Annotated in this window: 15 protein-coding genes; 9 read left to right on the top strand and 6 right to left on the bottom strand. The window is 64.6% G+C overall.

Annotation, left to right across the window (positions count from 1 at the left end):
- Window positions 1-229 precede the first annotated feature (229 nt).
- Window positions 230-1,945, top strand: a complete 1,716-nt coding sequence (gene leuA / locus EYW45_RS04240; RefSeq protein WP_161134123.1) for a 2-isopropylmalate synthase — start codon at window positions 230-232, stop codon at window positions 1,943-1,945.
- 213 nt (window positions 1,946-2,158) lie between these two features.
- Here leuA and EYW45_RS04235 read toward each other — a convergent pair whose 3' ends face one another.
- The 3 genes from EYW45_RS04235 to EYW45_RS04225 are packed head-to-tail and all read right to left on the bottom strand — an operon-like array spanning window position 2,159 to window position 4,175.
- The gene (locus EYW45_RS04235) at window positions 2,159-3,451 is read right to left on the bottom strand and encodes an amidase (RefSeq protein WP_161134122.1); all 1,293 of its coding nucleotides are present in this window, start codon (window positions 3,449-3,451) and stop codon (window positions 2,159-2,161) included.
- A 31-nt stretch (window positions 3,452-3,482) separates the two neighbouring features.
- On the bottom strand, window positions 3,483-3,800 hold the full coding sequence (locus tag EYW45_RS04230; protein WP_161134121.1) for a hypothetical protein: 318 nt from the start codon (window positions 3,798-3,800) through the stop codon (window positions 3,483-3,485).
- 33 nt (window positions 3,801-3,833) lie between these two features.
- The gene (locus EYW45_RS04225; protein ID WP_161134587.1) at window positions 3,834-4,175 is read right to left on the bottom strand and encodes a DUF1840 domain-containing protein; all 342 of its coding nucleotides are present in this window, start codon (window positions 4,173-4,175) and stop codon (window positions 3,834-3,836) included.
- Between the two features lie 127 nt (window positions 4,176-4,302).
- On the opposite strand from EYW45_RS04225, the gene EYW45_RS04220 reads away from it, so the two are divergent.
- The 4 genes from EYW45_RS04220 (at window position 4,303) to EYW45_RS04205 (ending at window position 11,344) form a co-directional block, all read left to right on the top strand.
- Entirely contained in the window at window positions 4,303-8,085 is a 3,783-nt protein-coding gene (locus EYW45_RS04220; RefSeq protein WP_161134120.1) for a phospholipase effector Tle1 domain-containing protein, read from the top strand.
- Window positions 8,086-8,215: 130 nt separating this feature from the next.
- Window positions 8,216-9,901 carry an arginine--tRNA ligase gene (argS, locus tag EYW45_RS04215; protein WP_161134119.1) on the top strand — a complete coding sequence of 562 codons (1,686 nt, stop codon included), beginning with the start codon at window positions 8,216-8,218 and terminating at the stop codon, window positions 9,899-9,901.
- A 9-nt stretch (window positions 9,902-9,910) separates the two neighbouring features.
- Window positions 9,911-10,603 (top strand): SPOR domain-containing protein, encoded by a 693-nt coding sequence (locus tag EYW45_RS04210; protein WP_161134118.1) that lies wholly within the window; start codon window positions 9,911-9,913, stop codon window positions 10,601-10,603.
- Between the two features lie 105 nt (window positions 10,604-10,708).
- On the top strand, window positions 10,709-11,344 hold the full coding sequence (locus EYW45_RS04205; protein WP_161134117.1) for a thiol:disulfide interchange protein DsbA/DsbL: 636 nt from the start codon (window positions 10,709-10,711) through the stop codon (window positions 11,342-11,344).
- Between the two features lie 187 nt (window positions 11,345-11,531).
- On the opposite strand, the gene metC is transcribed toward EYW45_RS04205, so the two are convergent.
- Window positions 11,532-12,725 (bottom strand): cystathionine beta-lyase, encoded by a 1,194-nt coding sequence (gene metC, locus EYW45_RS04200; RefSeq protein ID WP_161134116.1) that lies wholly within the window; start codon window positions 12,723-12,725, stop codon window positions 11,532-11,534.
- Between the two features lie 134 nt (window positions 12,726-12,859).
- A complete protein-coding gene (locus EYW45_RS04195) occupies window positions 12,860-13,546 on the bottom strand; it encodes a nitroreductase (protein ID WP_161134115.1) in 687 nt (228 codons plus the stop codon).
- A gap of 133 nt (window positions 13,547-13,679) precedes the next feature.
- On the opposite strand from EYW45_RS04195, the gene EYW45_RS04190 reads away from it, so the two are divergent.
- Entirely contained in the window at window positions 13,680-14,306 is a 627-nt protein-coding gene (locus EYW45_RS04190; protein ID WP_161134114.1) for a LysE family translocator, read from the top strand.
- Window positions 14,307-14,396: 90 nt separating this feature from the next.
- On the opposite strand, the gene EYW45_RS04185 is transcribed toward EYW45_RS04190, so the two are convergent.
- On the bottom strand, window positions 14,397-15,461 hold the full coding sequence (locus EYW45_RS04185) for an MBL fold metallo-hydrolase (protein WP_161134113.1): 1,065 nt from the start codon (window positions 15,459-15,461) through the stop codon (window positions 14,397-14,399).
- Window positions 15,462-15,537: 76 nt separating this feature from the next.
- Here EYW45_RS04185 and EYW45_RS04180 point away from each other — a divergent pair, with 76 nt between their 5' ends.
- The 3 genes from EYW45_RS04180 to EYW45_RS04170 all read left to right on the top strand — a co-directional run bounded on the left by EYW45_RS04180 (window position 15,538) and on the right by EYW45_RS04170 (window position 18,551).
- Entirely contained in the window at window positions 15,538-15,927 is a 390-nt protein-coding gene (locus EYW45_RS04180; RefSeq protein WP_161134112.1) for a MerR family transcriptional regulator, read from the top strand.
- Window positions 15,928-16,064: 137 nt separating this feature from the next.
- Complete coding sequence (locus EYW45_RS04175) at window positions 16,065-17,243, top strand: isovaleryl-CoA dehydrogenase (protein WP_161134111.1); 1,179 nt, start codon at window positions 16,065-16,067, stop codon at window positions 17,241-17,243.
- A gap of 126 nt (window positions 17,244-17,369) precedes the next feature.
- Complete coding sequence (locus EYW45_RS04170; protein WP_161134110.1) at window positions 17,370-18,551, top strand: acetyl-CoA C-acetyltransferase; 1,182 nt, start codon at window positions 17,370-17,372, stop codon at window positions 18,549-18,551.
- Window positions 18,552-18,561 lie beyond the last annotated feature (10 nt).

Raw genomic sequence — 18,561 nt, 5'->3', positions numbered from 1 at the left:
TTCGGCCGCACGCGCCGCACTACTGCTATCGCTACCGATCGGTCGCCGAGCCTAGCGCTCCGTGGTAGCTCGGCAACCACGCTTGCCACACGTAGATCTCCGCAGTTTCTGTCTTACCCCTGACTAACGCTTTTGTCTCACCGATCGGCTGAGCCCGCGACGTATCCGTCGACTGTGTGCTCGCCTGAAAGACGACCCGCGTTGGCTGCACCCCTAAGGACACATCGACATGTTTGCCAATCCCGCTCAAAAATACATTCCGTTCAAACCGTTCACCGCCGACTTCGCCGAACGCACCTGGCCCAGCCGCCGCATCACGACGCCGCCGATCTGGATGAGCACCGACCTGCGCGACGGCAATCAGTCGTTGATCGAGCCGATGAGCGTGGACCGCAAGATCCGCTTTTTCGACCAGTTGATCAAGATCGGCTTCAAAGAAATCGAGGTGGGTTTCCCTTCGGCCTCGCAGACGGACTTCGACTTCGTCCGCAAGCTCATCGACGAAAACCGTATTCCCGACGACGTCACCATCATTGTGCTTACCCAGGCCCGCGAGGATCTGATTTCGCGCACCGTTGAATCGGCGGCTGGCGCAAAGCAGGCCATCGTGCATCTGTACAGCGCGTGCGCGCCCGCATTCCGCAAGATCGTGTTCAACATGACCTGCGACGAAATCAAGAACCTGGCCGTATCGTCGACGCACATCATCAAGAAGACGATGGCGAAATACCCGAAAACCGAGTGGCACTACGAGTACTCGCCGGAAGTCTTCAGCACGACCGAGCCCGAGTTTGCGCTGGACGTGTCCAATGCGGTGGCCGAAGCCTGGGGTGCCACGCCCGACAACAAGATCATTCTGAACTTGCCGGCGACGATCGAAGCGACGACGCCCAACATGTACGCCGACCAGATCGAATGGATGCACACGCATCTCGACCGTCGCGACAGCATCGTATTGAGCGTGCATCCCCACAACGATCGCGGCACCGCCGTCGCGGCGGCCGAGCTTGCCGTGATGGCCGGCGCCGATCGCGTCGAGGGTTGCTTGTTCGGCAGCGGTGAGCGTACCGGCAACGTCGATCTGGTGACATTGGCCTTGAACCTCTACACGCAGGGCGTGCACCCGGGCCTGGACTTCTCCGATATCGACGAAGTGCGCCGTTGCGTGGAGTACTGCAATCAGTTGCCGGTTCATCCGCGCCACCCGTATGTGGGCGACCTCGTCTTCACCGCGTTTTCGGGTTCGCACCAGGACGCGATCAAGAAAGGCTTTGCGCAGCAGAAGGCCGATCAACCGTGGGAAGTGCCGTACTTGCCGATCGACCCGGCCGATCTCGGCCGCAGCTACGATGCCGTCATCCGCGTGAACAGCCAATCAGGCAAGGGCGGCGTGTCGTACCTGCTCGAACAGGAACACGGCCTGGTCTTGCCGCGCCGGTTGCAGATCGAATTCAGCCGCGCCATTCAGCGCCACACCGACGAAACGGGCCGCGAAGTCACGGCGAGCGATGTGTTCGATATTTTCAATAGCGAGTATTTGACGCAACGTACGCCCTGGTCGCTGGTGCGCCACCGCATCGAGGGCGATCCCGCTGCCGGTGAAGGCCGTCACTTCGCGATCACGGCCGACGTGATGCATGAAGGCGACAAGCGCACGGTGACCGGCGTGGGCGACGGCGCCATTTCCGCCTTCGTCGACGCCATGGCCTTGCCTGTACGCATCATGGATTATCACGAGCATGCCATCGGTACGGGTACCGACACGCGCGCTGCCTGCTACGTGGAAGTGCGGTTGGGCGACTCGGCCACCGGCTTCGGCGTGGGCATCGACCGCGACATCGTGACGGCCTCGTTCCAGGCACTTCTGAGCGCCATCAATCGCCACGCCAAGAACGGTGTGGAAAGCGATCCGCAAGCCATCGAATCGGAAACGACGCCGGCGTAAAACGTCGCGGCAATACACACGGCGTGCCGTGTGTGTTGGCCCCTATGCAGTGCATGCCGGGCAGTTGCGGATGCCATTGCGACGAAAGCGATAAAGGGTGGCCCTCAGCCGAGGGCCACCCTTTTTCTATGTCGCGAACATCGATCGCGCGCGGTCGCGGCGAGAGCATTACCTGGTGGATCGGAGAATGACGGCGCCTTCGTCTTCAGCGCATCACGCGGCCTGGTCCTGCAGCAACGGATGCACCCAGCGGGCGGCCGCCATCAGGTCGACGTCATGACCGATGCGGCCGATCGCCTGCAATCCCACCGGCAATCCTTGCGGGCCCTTGGCGAACGGCAAGTGAACGCACGGCACACCCAAGAGTGTCCACAGGCGGCAGAAGAGCGGGTCGCCTGTGCCCTGATCGGCGAACGGGGCTTCTCCCGTTGCGCTGGGCGTCAAGAGCACATCGCACTCGCCGAACAAGCGCTCGACGCGTCCGCGAATGTCGGCCGCCTGCGCCAGATTGGCCAGATGCTGCGCACGCGTGATACGCGCACCGCCATCCAGGATCGCGGCCAACGCCGGACTCAGGCGGTCGGCATGACGCCACCGCTCGAAAGCCAATGCGCCCACGGATTCGTAGGCCATGATGTCGGCCTGCAACTGCATCAGTGCACAGTGGGCATCGGGCAGCGGCGTGTCCACCACCTCCACCCCCGCGGCCTTCAGCCGTTCGGCGGCCGTCGTGAATGCCTCGCGCGTTTCCGGCGCGGCATGACGCCAATGCAGACTGCGATACATGCCCACGCGCGGTGCGGCGTCGCGGCGCGCGGTCAGCATTGCCGGCTCGCGCATCAATACCGAGGCCAGGAGCGCCACGTCATCGATGCTGCGGCCAAAGCCGCCCAAGGTGTCGAGCGAATCGGCCAAAGCTTTGCATCCGGCGCGCGGTACCGCGCCAAAGCTGGGTTTGAAGCCGACGATGCCGCAGTAGGCTGCCGGGCGAATGATGGAGCCGGCCGTTTGGGTGCCCAAGGCGAGCGGCGTCATGGCGTCGGCCACCGAAGCGGCCGAACCGCTCGACGACCCGCCCGGCGTATACGCCGTATGCCAGGGGTTGCGCGTCGGCGGCCGTTGATAACTGGCGAACTCGGTCGTTACGGTTTTGCCCAGAACGACGGCACCCGCCGCGCGGCACAGTGCGACGGCTGCGGCATCCTGCGCCGGTCGATTGCCTTCGTAGATCGGCGATCCGTAGCTCGTGGGCAGATCGGCCGTGTCGAAAATATCCTTCACCCCCAGCGGCACGCCATGCAAGGGCCCGAGAATGGGCCCGGCATCCAGGCTGCGCGCCTGCGCCAGGGCGTAATCGGGATCGATGTGCGCCCAGGCGTGAATCTCGCCGTCGCGCTGCGCAATGCGCGCCAGACACGCACGCGTCACCTGCTCGGCAGTAAGCGCACGGCTTTGCAACTGCGCGGCCAGGTCGACGGCGCTCAAACGATTCAAATCGGCAGTCATGGCAACCGGCGCAAAGGAAAGGATGAAGGCGTCAATAACCGACCGTGAGGCCGGGCAGATCGACGGTGATGCGCGGCTTGCCGAGCGCGAGCGCTGCGTGCTCCGCAAAGGTCTGCGCCTGGGCCGCGTCGGTCGAGAGCACGTCGTACCCGAGCGCATCGGCGACGCCCATGATGCGATCGAGCAGCAGCACTTTGCCGCTGGGCCGCAACGGCTCGCAGCCGAGCGTGTCCCAGGCGGTATCGAACCACTGGCGGGCCGCATCGGCGCTGGTTTGCGTGGGTTCGACTTGCGCCGCCAGATCCAACCGGCGGCGGGCATCGAAAATGATCGTGACGTCGCTGCGCATGAGCACTGATCTCCAGATGGAATAAAGTCGCCGTCAATAGGGCGAAGCGGATTCCCACATGACGTTGTCGCCCGACGCTTGCGCACGGCGCATCAGGTCGATCAGCGGAAAGGCGCGCTGGCGAAGGCTGACGGCGCGCTCCATGGCCGGTACCGGCGGCGCATCGTCGTCTTCGTCCTCATCGGCCAATGCCGGCGCACCGCGCACCAGGGTTTCGAGGCCTTCGATGGCGCTGGGCAGTTGCTCTTTGGTGAAGACCCCGCGATCGGGCAAGCTCCCGTCGAAATGCTTGCCGGCGGCATGCAGCAGAGGCAAGGCATGCTCCGACAGCATCAGAACATCGGCAGCGGCGTTGGAGCTGAACGTGATCAACATATTGTTATATCCCTCAATAGATAGGTTCATACACTACCCGATCGTCAGACGCATGCCAACTTGCATCATGCCCCGAGCGTGGCGATGGACGCCACCTAGGTAACCGCCGACAGGCGACGGGGATGCGATGCAAGGGTACGACGCGATCGTGGTGGCTGGAACGACCGCCACGGCCATGGGCCTGCGGTGGGGGCTGCGGTGGGCGATGTTGTGGACGCTGGCGCTCGGGGCCACGGGCGGTGTTGCAAACGCGCAGGCCGCGGGATGCGGCCCCAGTGAGATCGGCGCACCCTGTCCCGATCGCGCCGATGGGCCGGCGCCGAATGTGGGCATCGGCAACCCGGTGCATGCCGTCACAGGCAACAAATACCAGCGGGAAACCGACCTGCCGAGGCTACCAGGCACGGGAGGGCTGGCGCTCATCCGCCACTTCAATAGCCGCGATCCTCGGCCCGGGACGCTGGGGCGCGGCTGGGCACTGGATCTGGACGACCGCCTCTATCTCAGTGGCACCCGGGCACAGATCGTCGCAGCCGATGGCACGCGGCACACCTTCGATTGCCCCCTGCAGAGCGGCGACTGCCTTGCGGTACGCGGGGCGGCCGGTACGCTGCAACGCGCAGGCCCGACCTCGCACTGGCAACCGCTGCCCGGCAGCGTCATCCGCTTCGACGCGGGCGGGCGTACCGTGGCGATGGCTGGAAACGGCCGGGCCCTGACGATCGAACGGGAGATCGGCGCCGGCGCATTGCGCGGCGAGATCCTGGCGGTGCGAGGCGCCGATGGCGCTTCGCTCATCTTTCACTATGATCTGCACGCCCGCGAGGCACGTCTTGCCGCCATCGACACCCCGCATGGGCAATTGACCTACGAATATGCCGGTGGCACCGGCGCGCGCGCGCCTGACCGTCTGGAAACGATGACGCGTCCCGATGGCATGCAACGGCGCTATCACTACGAGTCTGCCTTTCAAGCCGGCGATGCACACCGCTTGACCGGGATCAGCATTGTCACCGCCGAGGGCGTCGCGTGGCGCCAACGCAGTTGGCGATACGACCGCTACGGACGGGTGATCCGTGCCACGCGTGGCGCGCCCGACGACGCCGCCACCGCAACCGCGATCGCCTATGTCCGCACGCCCCTGGGCGATGGCGACGTCGGCCTCACCGAGGTACGGGAGCCCAGCGGCGCCACGCAGGTGCATACCGCGCAGGTGGGCGACCGCTTCGTGGTGACGCAAGTCGAGGGCGCAGGCTGTACCGGCTGTGCACCACCCGGGCTGCGACTGGCCTACGACCGAGATGGCCGGCTCGCACGGGCGAACGACGTGACCTTGACGCGTGACGCAGCCGGCCGCATCCGCGACATCGCCGTCGACCATCCCGGCTGGCCCGGCCTGCGGCAAACCTTCGATACCCATGGACGGCTGACGGCGTGGTACAGCACGGCCACCGGCCGCGAAACGCGCCGCTACGACGTGGCAGGCCGATTGGCCGGCCGGCTTTTCGCCAACGGCGACCGGCTGCAGATATCGCGCGATGCTGCAGGTCAGACGATCGATCTGCTGGCCACGACGCCGCGCTCACCGTACGCCCTGCGCACGCGCATCGCGTGGCGCGACGGATTGCCAGCCTACATCGGCCATCCGTATGAAACGGAATACCGCGAGTACGACGCCCGCGGCAGACTGACGGCGCGCACGGCCATTCGGCCGGCAACGCTCGCTCAGGTGCTCGGCAAGCCGCCAACGCCGCCGGCGCCACCCGGTATCGGTGCCGCCACCCGCATCCGTGCGGGCAAGGGTGCCAAGCTTTCGACCGTCGGGCAAGCCCGTACCGTGCAGTATCGCGATGGGTATGTGTGGGACGATGCAGGGCGATTGATCCGCCACGATCTGCCCGAAGGCGGGGCGCTGCATTACACGTGGATGGGTGACTCGCAAACCGCCGCCACCATTACCTGGACCGATGCCGAGGGCACCACATGGCCGGTGTGGCCAGCGACCGATCCTGCCGCATTGGACGCAAGTGCAAACGCGCAGGTTCATCTGGATGATGCGGGCCGCGTCATGCGCGAAACGCACCGCCTGCGGCCCGGCTGGGGCCGCGCCTACGTGTACGACGCCGCCTCGCGTCTGGTGGGCGCGCGAGTCACGGCGCACTCGTCTACGAACACGACAGCAGCGGGCGCAGTCGCAGGGCTAACGGACCCCGGCGCCGGCCAGTACTGGTATGCCTGGCAACGCACGGGGGCAGCCGCAGGCACGCTCGATCCTGCGGGCAACGCGCTTGCCGCCATCGCGCGCGACGCCAGCGGACTTCCCTTGCACGTGGGCCCGCGCACGTTGATCTACGGCCCCGATCGCCGTCTACAACGGGTACAGGTGGGACAACACACCGAAGCCACCTACGCACACAATGCATTCGGCGAACAGATCCTGGCGCGGTTCGGCGATCGCACGGCGCATCGCCTCTATCACGGCAATCGCTGGGTGGCCGATGCGCAAGCCACGCCGGCGGGCCTGCGTGTGCTGCGGCGTGCCATTCATGCCGGTAGCCAACCTGTGGGCTGGATCGTGTACGACATCACGTCAACGGGCACGCCTGCAGCAGGGCGCCTGATGCGCGTCGAGGCCGACGCGGTCGGTGTGCCATGGCGATTGACCGACCGCGCGGGCCGCGTCGCCTGGGAGGGCGACCACAGCCCCACGGGCGCGTTGATCGCCGCCGCCGGAGCCCTCGACATGCCGCTGCGCATGCCCGGCCAGCGGGCCGATGCCGTCACCGGATGGCATGACAACTATCTGCGCACCTACGATCCGGCGGCGGGTCACTATCTCGAACCGGACCCCATGGGACCGCTTCCGGGCAACAGCGTTTACGGCTACGCGGCACAGCAACCCCGGCGCTTCGTCGACCCCCTTGGATTGCTGTTGTTTGCGTTCGATGGCACGCGCAACGATCCCGTCACGCAGACCAACGTCATGCTGTTCGCCCAACATTACACAGGCGGCGACGTGTTCTATCACCGGGGCCCCGGGCGGCGCGACCGCATCGACTGGGACGGTATCGCCGCCTCGTCGGCCAGCGAAATTCTGGAAAAACAATGGAATCACCTGCTCGATGCCCTGAGCGCCCACCAGGATGCCGGCGGCGCAGGCGCCTTGGCGATCGATCTGGTGGGCTATTCTCGCGGCGCGGCACTGGCGCGGGAGTTCGCCAACCGCATTGCCGCGCGCGTGCGCGACGGCCGGTTTTTCCTCGACGACGGCGAGCGCGGCATCATCTCGGCATGCGTCGACCTGCGGTTCATCGGCCTCTTCGACAGCGTGATGCAGTTCGGTCTGCTGGGTGCCGACGACCGCGACTTCAATATGGCAATCAAAACCGCATGGCGCTGGGTGGCGCATGCCGTCGCCCTGCACGAGCGTCGCATGATCTTCCCCGTGACGTCACTCATCGGCGCGGGCGGCAATACCGTCGAAGCGCCGTTCCTGGGTGCGCACAGCGATGTGGGTGGCGGCACCCGGACGGCAACGGGCGGCGATATCTCCAACGTGGCATTGCAATGGATGGCCTGGCAGGCGCGCGTAGGCGGCGTCGACCTCGCCCCCCTGGCGCACCAGCTGCGCCAGGTGAGCACCCCCTTGCTGCACGACAATCGTGTGCCCCGCCCGGTGTTTCAGGATTTCGACAGCGGCGACCGAACCGTGCAGGATACCCATGGCCTGCCCCTCTACCAGCAAGAGCGGGATCCCCTGCTGGGCGGCGTGCAGCGCCGCGAGGTCGAACCGTATATCGACCGTCGGGCACCCGGCACCGATCGGGACGGGCCGGTGGCCGGCACGGTCGACATGCGCGGCTACCGGCTCTGGCTGCGCGACACGCTGGGCTTGCAGATCGGACGATGACCCCGCTCGCGCAAGGTGCGGATCGGCTATGATGCAGGGCACATTTCGGGCCATTCCCGACAGCCGCCGCCGCACCCACGGCCCGAGCGCGCGCCTCCTTTTTCCACTTCAGACTTTTCCCGACCGCCTCATGCTCCTCGAGCAACAAGACTCCCTTATCGCCCTGATTTCCGCCGCCGTCCGGCAGGTTTTGCCCGACGCGGCGCCCACCATTGCGCTGGAGCGCCCGAAGGTCGCCGCGCACGGCGATCTGGCCTGCAACGTCGCCATGCAGTTGGCCAAGCCCGCCCGGCGCAACCCGCGCGAACTGGCGCAGGAAATCGCCGATGCGCTGCTGGCGCAGCCCGGCGCACGCGACGTGCTGGCAGCGGTCGAGATCGCCGGTCCCGGATTCCTCAATTTCCGCGTAACGCCTGCCGCCCGCCAGGCCGTGCTTGGCGCCATCGCCGCGCAAGGCGGCGCGTTCGGCCGCGCGGCACCGCGCACCGACAAGGTCCTGGTCGAGTTCGTGTCGGCCAACCCCACCGGCCCGCTGCACGTCGGCCATGCCCGCCAGGCGGCGCTGGGTGACGCACTGTGCCGCCTGTTCGACGCGCGCGGCTTCGATGTCACGCGCGAGTTCTATTACAACGACGCCGGCAATCAGATCGCCAATCTCGCGATCAGCGTGCAGGCGCGCGGCCGCGGCATCACGCCCGATTCGCCCGACTATCCCGCCGACGGCTACAAGGGCGAATACATCGGCGATATCGCACGCGATTATCTGGCTTGCGCCACGGTGCAATGCGCCGACGGCGAGCCGGTGCCGGCCAAAGGCGACATCGACGACCTCGATGCCATCCGGCGTTTTGCAGTGGCCTATCTGCGCCGGGAGCAGGATCTCGATCTTCAAGCCTTCGGTCTGAAGTTCGATAATTACTATCTCGAAAGCTCGCTCTACACCTCAGGCCGCGTCGAAGATACGGTGACCAAGCTGGTCGCCAGCGGTCACACGTACGAGCTCGACGATGCGCTGTGGCTGCGCACCACCGAACTCGGTACCGGTGACGACAAAGACCGCGTCATGCGCAAGCGCGAGGGCGGCTACACCTATTTCGTACCCGATGTGGCGTATCACATCGCCAAATGGGAACGGGGCTTTCATCACGCCATCAACATCCAGGGCAGCGACCACCACGGCACGGTGGCGCGCGTGCGCGCCGGCTTGCAGGCGCTGAACGTCGGCATCCCCAAGGATTTCCCGGCCTACATCCTGCACAAGATGGTCAAGGTGGTGCGCGGTGGCGAAGAGGTCAAGATTTCCAAGCGCGCCGGCAGCTACGTCACCCTGCGCGACCTGGTCGACTGGGTGGGCCAGGACGCCGCCCGCTTCTTCCTGATCCAGCGCCGCGCCGATACCGAGTTCGTGTTCGATGTCGATCTGGCCTTGTCGAAGAGCGACGAAAACCCCGTCTATTACATTCAGTACGCCCATGCGCGCATCTGCACCATGGTGTCGCAAGCCGGCGAAACCGAGGCTGCGATCGCAGCAGGCGACGTGTCGCTTTTGACGGCGCCCACTGAGTTCGCGCTGATGCAGCGGCTCTCGGGCTTCCCGGCGGTCGTGGCGCTGGCTGCCGACGAATTGTCGCCTCACCTGATCGCGTTCTGGCTGCGTGATTGCGCGGCCGATTTCCATGCCTGGTACAACGCCGAGCGCGTGCGCATCGACGACGTCGCATTGATGCGCGCCCGCCTGCAATTGGCCACGGCCACCCGTCAGGTGATCGCCAATGGCCTGGCCCTGCTGGGCGTAAGCGCTCCGGAACGGATGTAACATCACTCTATGGCAACAAAGCGAAAACCCGTCAAACGCAAAAGCGAACGCGGCAGCACGCTTTACGGCGTTCTTGCCGGACTGCTGATCGGCCTGGTGGTGGCGGCCGGCGTGGCGTTTTACGTCACGCAAGCGCCCATGCCCTTCGTCGATCGCGCCTCGCGCGAGAAGCAGCAAGCGCAACTGCCCGATCCGCGTCAGGCGCCGGACCCCAATGTGGCGCTGTACGGCCGCGATGGTCCCGCCGGCACGGCGCCCAGCGGCCCCACCGATACCGCACCTGCCCCGCTGCCGGGCGTGCAACCTGCCGCACCGCCCCCGGCCGCTGCCGGCACGCCACCGCCCTCCACCGGCGACGATCTGGGCGCGCTGATCGCCAGCCTGCCCAATCCGCCCAGCGCTGCGGCAAACGCCAAGGCGCAGGCCACGCCGCGTGCGCCCGCGCCGCCCGCAGGCGCACCCGCACCCCCCGGATCGTATTTCCTGCAAGCCGGCGCCTACCGTGGGCTCGAGGATGCAGAGTCGCTGCGTGCCCGCATTCTGCTCATCGGATTGCCGGTGGCCATTCAACGCGCCGAGGTCAACGGTGTGCAGATCAATCGCGTGCGCGTCGGGCCATTCGCCCGGCTCGACGACATGAACCGCGCGCGTTCGCAACTGGGCGAAAGCAAGATCGACTCGGCCGTGGTGCGCCAGCAGTAGCGATCGCCGGCCTGTTCATCGGGCCGGCCGGTTGAACTCTTGCCTCGCCCCGCTGTCCGTACCTTATCTTTTTTGTACTTCCTTTTTCTGATTGGAACTTCACCAATGAACTCGACGTTTACCCGCGCACTGGCCGCCCTGGCTTTGGCGGCTTCGACTTTCCTGATGCCGGCGGCACACGCGCAAAGCGGCCAGCCCTACCTCGAACTGAACCCGCCGATGCCCTCGGACACCCCGGGCAAGATCGAAGTGCTCGAGTTTTTCGCCTACACCTGCCCGCATTGCGCCGCCATGGAGCCGATGCTCGAAGAGTGGGAGAAGAAGGCTCCGCAAGACGTGCAACTCAAGCGTGTGCCGATCGCGTTCAACGCCAGCATGCAGCCGCTGCAGCAAATGTTCTACGCCTTGGCCGCCATGAATCGCCTGGATCTGCATCCCAAGGTGTTCCTGGCCATCCATAACGAGAAGAAGCGTCTGTTCGACAAGAAGGCGCTGGTGCAGTGGGCCGCCGACCAAGGCGTGGACAAGACGCAATTCGAATCGGTGTTCGATTCGTTCAGCGTGCAAAGTCAGGTTCAACGTGCCAACCAGCTCGCACAAGCGTATCGCGTCGAAGGCACGCCGTCGCTGTCCGTGGGCGGCAAGTACCTGACCTCGCCCGTGATGGCCGGCAACAGCTACGCCGGCGCGATCCAGGAAGTGGACAAGCTGATCCCGATGGTGCGCAACGCCGCCAAATAAGCGACTGCGCATAAGCAAAAAAGGCCACTTCGAAAGTGGCCTTTTTTTTTACGTCTCGACTGCGTTGATTCGCGGCCCGCCTGTTCTCCGCCAGCGTGTTCTCGATGCGCGCCCTCTCGGCGGCGCCGCTTCTCGATCGCGCTTCGTCTACCGCCTCACAACGGGATTCGGCGCTTTCAACCGGTTCCTAGGCCGACGCGCGATCCAGGGCCTGCGTGAGATCGTCGATGATGTCCTGCGTGGCCTCCAGGCCGATATGCAGGCGCACGAGCGTCTCGGTGGCGTGATTCCAGTACCGGTGCGGCGTGAGCGTGGAAGGCTCCACGTACTGCACCAGGCTCTCGTACCCGCCCCACGAAAAGCCGATGCCGAAAAGCGTGAGCGCATCCACGAACCTGCGCGCGCGTTCGGCATCGAGCTTGAGCGCCACGGCCAGCATGCCGTTGGACCCCGTGCAATCGCGCTGCCACAGCGCATGTCCGGGATCCTTGGCCCAGGCCGGATGATGAATACGTGCCACTTCGGGCCGCGACTCAAGGAACGTGCATACCGTCAACGCACTTGCCGCGTGATGCGTCATGCGGATCGGCAAGGTACGCACGCCGCGCAAGGCCAGCCAGGCATCGTCGGCACTGACCGCATAGCCCATGGCGTATTGGGTTTGATTGAGCTTCTTCGCGATCGCTTCATTGGTCGTGACGACGGCACCGAGCATCAGATCGGAGTGGCCGCCCACGTACTTGGTGCCTGCAATCACGGACACATGCGCGCCCAATTCGAGCGGCCGGTAGATGTAACCCGAGCCCCAGGTGTTGTCGGCCGCCAGCACCAGACCGTGCCGATTGGCGAACGTGGCCAGCGCCGGGATATCGAGCATCTCGAACAGCAGCGATCCTGGCGACTCGACGTACAGGAGCTTCGTATTGTCCTGACGCAACGCCTCAAGGTCGTCCTGCGACGAAAAATACGTGATCGAAATGTTGAGACGCTGCAGCACCGTCTGATCGAGATAACGCACCGGTCCATAGACGTTGTCGGACACCAGCGCATGATCGCCGGCGGACAGCAACGCGAGCATCGTCATCGTCACCGCCGATAGACCGGACGGCGCCAGATAGCAATGCGTGCCGCCTTCGAGTTGCTTGAACACATCCTCGAGCGCCGCGTTGGTATCCATTCCCATGCGGCCGTACGTCACCACGCGGTCACCCGCCGCCTTGCGCTTCTGCGCCACGTCGAGTGCTGCCAGATCCTTGAAGCGCACCGTGCTGGTGCGCATCGGCGGCAACGCCACCGGCGCGGCGCCCGACACCTCGTCGAAGGCTGCGGTGCCAGTGTGCTGCAAAAGCGTGTCGATATGCGTGCGGGTCGAAGAAGCCATGAAACGGATCGCCGAAAAAAGAGTCGAGCGTTATGTTAACGGCTGCGCACCATGCACGTCGCGGATGTGGGCGCAACGCCGCAGCGATGTACCCGCTCGTTCAACGCGCAGCGGGCTTGAGCCATGCCATCTGGCTACTCGTCCTGCCAAGTGACGACCTCGGACAATGGCGCGCGGGTGGTGCGATACGTGGCCGAGGCGTGCGTGGGATCTTCGAAGCCGAACGAGATGGCGCAGACGACCTTGCGGTCTTCTGCCAGGTTCAACTGCTCGCGCAACACCTCCGGATAACTGGCCAGCGCGGCCTGGGCGATCGTGGCGACACCATTGGCCTGCGCGGCCAGCATGAAGGTCGACACATACCCACCGCAATCGATGGCACCGTAGATACCCAGGTCGGCTGGCGAGGTGACGATCGCCACATGCGGCGCGCCGAAGAGATGAAAGTTCTGCAACGACTGCTGGCGATAAGCGGCCTTGTCGCCGCGCACCACGCCCACCGCGTCATACAACTGAAAACCGCATTCGCGCCGGCGCGCCAGATACTGGTCGCGATAAGCGGCGGGCCACGCAAAATCGGGCTGGGCCGGTAGATCGCTCTCGGCGCGTGCGACCAGGGCCGCGCGCAACCTGTCGCACGCCGCACCGGAGGCGATCGTGACCTCCCAGGGCTGCACGTTGTTCCAGGATGCGGTGCGCTGGGCAAGGGTGAGGATGCGTTCGATCGAAGCGCGCGGCACCGGATCGGGCGTGAACGCGCGGCAACTGCGGCGGCCGCGCAGCCAGGTCTCGAGCAGCGTATCGTCTTGGGCAATCGTCATGCGGGGTCTCCTTCAAACAATCGTCGTATCATGCCGCAACGACGGGCCCGCCCCACTGCAGGGGGCACGCAAGCGCCGTCTACGGACGGTTCAGAGGTTGGGGACAAACAATGCATCATCAGGCCGCACACATATGATCAGTCTGGATACGGCACTGGCCTTTTTCGGTCTTTCGGTCTTGCTCGCGCTTGCGCCCGGGCCGGACAATATCTTCGTGTTGCTGCAATCGGCCCGCTGGGGACCGCGCGCCGGATTGGCGGCGGTTTCCGGATTGTGTTCGGGGCTGGTGGTGCATACCGCAGCCGTCGCGCTGGGCGTGGCCGCCGTGATTGCTGCGTCGGCCACGGCGTTTACGGTGCTCAAAGTACTGGGCGCGATGTACTTGCTGTATCTCGCGTGGCAAGCCTGGCGTGCGTCGGGCAACAGCACCCTCCAGGCGGCACCGGCCGCCGCCCCGCTGGGCGCCCTGTACCGTCGCGGCATCCTGATGAGCGTCAGCAATCCCAAACTGTCCATCTTCTTCCTCGCCTTCCTGCCGCAGTTCATTCGCCCTGAGCAGGGATCGGTTGTGATGCAAACGGTCGAGCTGGGACTGCTGTTCATGCTGGCGGCATTCATGGTGTTCAGCGTGATCGCGTTCTGCGCCGGCAGCCTGGGCCGCGCAATGGCGCGTTCGCCACGCGCCGAGCGCAACCTGAATCGCATCGCCAGCCTCGTTTTCCTGGGGCTGGCAATCAAGCTGGTGACGGCGTCGCGATAGCGTATCAGTAGCTGTGGCTGTGGCTGTGGCTGTAACTATGGGCGGTCAGGCGCATCGCACACGGCATGGCGCCCGCCAAACCGCCGTGCCTCACACCGCCGAGAACCGCAGCACGCCGTCATCGCCCATGGCACGCGTGAGCTTGCCTTGATGCATCAGCATGTTCAAGTGCGCCAGCGCCTCGCCCATGGCAAACGTCATCTGATGCATGTCGAGCTTGCGCAAAAACATGATCGGCACGATATCGCTGGTGGAACGCGGGGCTTCGCGGCAAGCCACCATCACTTCTTCGAGGCGCGCAGCGTGATGCTCATGTTGCTGCCGGATGCGCTCGTGCAGGCCCTTGAAGGGGCGGCCGTGTGACGGCAGCACGAGCGTCGTTTCCGGAATGCCTTCATAGCGGTCGAGCGAGTTGAGGTATAGCTGCAGCGAGTTGGCATCAGGCTCGTAGTCGAACACGCTGATGTTGGTGGAAATGCGCGGCAACACCATGTCGCCCGAAATCAGCACACCCAGGTCATCGCATTGCAAGGAAATATGCTCGGGTGCATGGCCGTATCCCACGATGGCGCGCCAATCGCGCCCGCCGATGCGCACGCGATCGCCGTCCACGATGCGGTGATAGGTGGACGGCACGGCGGGCACCAGATCGGGGTAATACTTTGCGCGCTCGCGCAAAAATGCCTGCGATTCGGGATCGGTCAATCCATGACGCATGAAGTGCTGCACCGCGGCTTCGCCGGCCGGCCCACCGCCTTCGGTTGAGGGCTGCGAAAAGTACCGCGCGACGAAGTAGTCGGTCATCGTCATCCACAAAGGCGCCTGCCAGCGGTCGCAGATCCAGTGCGCCAGCCCGATGTGGTCGGGGTGCATGTGGGTGACTAGCACGCGTACCACTGGCAAGCCTTCCAGCGCATGTTCGAACACCTGCTCCCACTGCGCCTTGAGGTTGTCGCGCGTCACGCCGCAATCGACCACCGTCCAGCCGTCGCGCCCGTTGAAGGTGTCGCGCAGCAGCCAGACGTTGACGTGATCCAGCGCGAACGGCAACGGCAGCCGCACCCACTTCACGCCCTCCGCCACATCCAGGGCCTGACCGGGCTCCGGCAGCGTGTCGCCCCAGGGGTATTGCAGTTTCTGCTCGTTCGGATTCATTTTTGCCATCACTCCACACTTGACGTTGCTTTGATGTCATCATAACTTTACGTTTACGTAAACTGCTAATCGCCGCATGCCTACCAAGAACTGGACCATTTCCGATCTCGCCCGCGAGTTCGACGTCACGCCCCGCACGATCCGGTTTTATGAGGATCAGGGCATCGTCAGCCCGAGCCGCGACGGTCGCAATCGTGTCTATGCCACACGGGATCGCACGCGTTTGAAACTCGCGTTGCGAGGCAAGCGGCTGGGTCTGCAGTTATCGGAAATTCGTACGCTCATCGACATGTATGACGGTCCGGGCGATACCGAACCGCAGTTGCGGCAGTATTTGAGCGTGCTGCACCAGCATCGCGAAACGCTGGCGCAACAACGTCGGGATATCGATGATGCACTCAGTGAAATTGAAGTTCAGGAGCGTCAGTGCGAGGTGCTGTTGCAGCAGTTGCAACGGTCGACGTAGCGCGCACACGATAAGCGTCTGCCCGATGAGGACCCGAAGTAAGCGCCGGCACGAGACCCGCAATTGATCATGCAGGCGGCACGCCAGAAGCCCTATCCCGAATAACGAAAAGCCAAGCAGTACGTCAGGAGACAAACATGGACATTCCCGGTCTGAATTTCGATCTGGGCGAAGACCTCGATATGCTGCGCCGCGCTGTGCAGGACTTCGCGCAAGCCGAAGTCGCCCCGCGCGCACAGGAGCTCGATCGTACCGATCAATTCCCGATGGATCTGTGGAAGAAATTCGGCGACCTGGGCGTGCTGGGTATGACGGCCAGCGAGGAATACGGCGGCACCAATATGGGCTATCTCGCCCATATGATCGTGATGGAAGAACTGTCGCGCGCCAGCGCCTCGGTGGCCTTGTCTTATGGTGCGCATTCGAACCTGTGCGTGAACCAGATCAATCGCAACGGTACGCCGGCGCAGAAAGAAAAATATCTGCCCAAGCTGATTTCGGGCGACCACGTCGGCGCCCTGGCGATGAGCGAGCCGGGTGCGGGATCCGATGTGGTGAGCATGAAGTTGCGCGCCGACAAGAAGGGCGACCGCTACGTGCTCAACGGCACCAAGATGTGGATCACCAACGGCCCCGATGCCGACACGCTCGTGGTGTACGCCAAAACCGACGTACAGGCCCACCAGCGCGGCATCACGGCGTTCATCGTCGAGAAATCGTTTGCCGGTTTCTCGGTGGCGCAAAAGCTCGACAAGCTGGGCATGCGCGGCAGCCATACCGGCGAGCTCGTTTTCCAGGACTGCGAAGTGCCGGAAGAAAACGTGCTCGGCCAGGTGAACGGCGGCGTCAAAGTGCTGATGAGCGGTCTGGACTACGAACGCGCCGTGCTCGCCGGCGGGCCCCTGGGCATCATGCAGGCCGTGATGGATGTAGCCGTGCCGTACGTGCATGAACGCAAGCAATTCGGCCAGGCCATCGGTGAATTCCAGCTCATTCAGGGCAAGATGGCCGACCTCTACACCACCATGCAGGCCAGCCGCGCGTTCTGCTATGCGGTCGGCAAGCAGCTCGACAAACTGGGTGCGGGCCATGCGCGCGAAGTGCGCAAGGATTGCGCTGCGCTCATCCTGTATTGCGCCGAAAAGGCCACGTGGATGGCGGGCGAAGGCATCCAGCTCCTGGGCGGCAACGGCTATATCAACGATTACCCCACCGGACGCCTGTGGCGCGACGCCAAGCTGTATGAAATCGGTGCCGGCACCAGCGAAATCCGCCGCATGCTGATCGGCCGCGAGCTCTTCAACGAAACGGCTTGAGGGCCGAGTCCGGCAGGACTTGCTAGGCACCAGTCTTATTTTTCGAACGCTCGCGGCGCCCCCTAAGGGCCCTGCCTGCGTTCGCCGTACATTCAATCTTCCTTCTATCGATTCAGGAGTGTCACCATGTCCGATCCCGTCGTCATCGTTTCCGTTGCCCGCACGCCCATCGGCGCCATGCTCGGCAACTTGTCGGGGCTGGCCGCGCACGAGCTCGGCGCCATTGCCATCAAAGCCGCCGTCGAGCGCGCCGGTCTGAAACCCGAGCAGGTGCAGGAAGTGATCATGGGTAACGTGCTGCAGGCCGGTCAAGGCCAGGCGCCTGCCCGTCAGGCCGCACTCGGCGCGGGTTTGCCGCTGGGCGTGTCGTGCACCACGATTCACAAGGTGTGCGGATCGGGCTTGAAGGCCGCGATGTTCGGCCACGACATGATCCTGGCAGGCACGAGCGAGGTCGTCGTGGCCGGCGGCCAGGAGAGCATGAGCAACGCGCCGTACCTGCTCTTGCGCGGTCGCCAGGGCTACCGCTATGGCCACAGCACCGTGTATGACCACATGGCACTTGATGGCCTGGAAGACGCCTACGACAAGGGCAAGGCCATGGGCGTCTTCGCCGAAGACTGCGCCTCGAAATACAGCTTTACCCGCGAAGAACAAGACAACTTCGCGCTCGAATCGTTGAAGCGCGCGCGCGCCGCCAGCGACGACGGCAGCTTCGAGTGGGAAATTGCCCCCGTGACCGTGGCCGGCCGCAAAGGCGATACCGTGATCGACAAGGACGAAACGCCCACCAAGGCGATGCCGGAAAAAGTGCCCACGCTCAAGCCCGCGTTCAAGAAGGACGGTACGGTTACTGCGGCCACCTCGGCTTCGATTTCCGACGGCGCGGCGGCAATGGTGCTGATGCGCGAATCCACCGCCAAGAAGCTGGGCGTGACGCCGCTTGCCCGCATCGTCGGCCACAGCCAGCACTCGCAAGAGCCGGGCTGGTTCACGACGGCCCCCATCGGCGCCATGAAAACCCTGTTCACCAAAACCGGCTGGCGCGCTGAAGACGTCGATCTGTACGAGATCAACGAGGCGTTTGCCGTGGTCACGATGGCCGCCATGAAGGACTTCAATCTGCCGCATGAGAAGGTCAACGTGCACGGCGGCTCCACCGCCCTCGGCCACCCCATCGGCGCTTCGGGCGCACGCTTGATGACCACGCTGATCGGCGCCTTGCGCAAGTCCGGCGGCAAGAAAGGCGTCGCGACGTTGTGCATCGGCGGCGGCGAAGCCGTGGCGATGGCTGTCGAAATGATCTGAGGCCAATCCC

The organism is Schauerella aestuarii (assembly GCF_009866805.1).
Lineage (GTDB): Bacteria > Pseudomonadota > Gammaproteobacteria > Burkholderiales > Burkholderiaceae_B > Schauerella > Schauerella aestuarii.
This window is presented reverse-complemented; position numbering and strand designations above follow the sequence as displayed.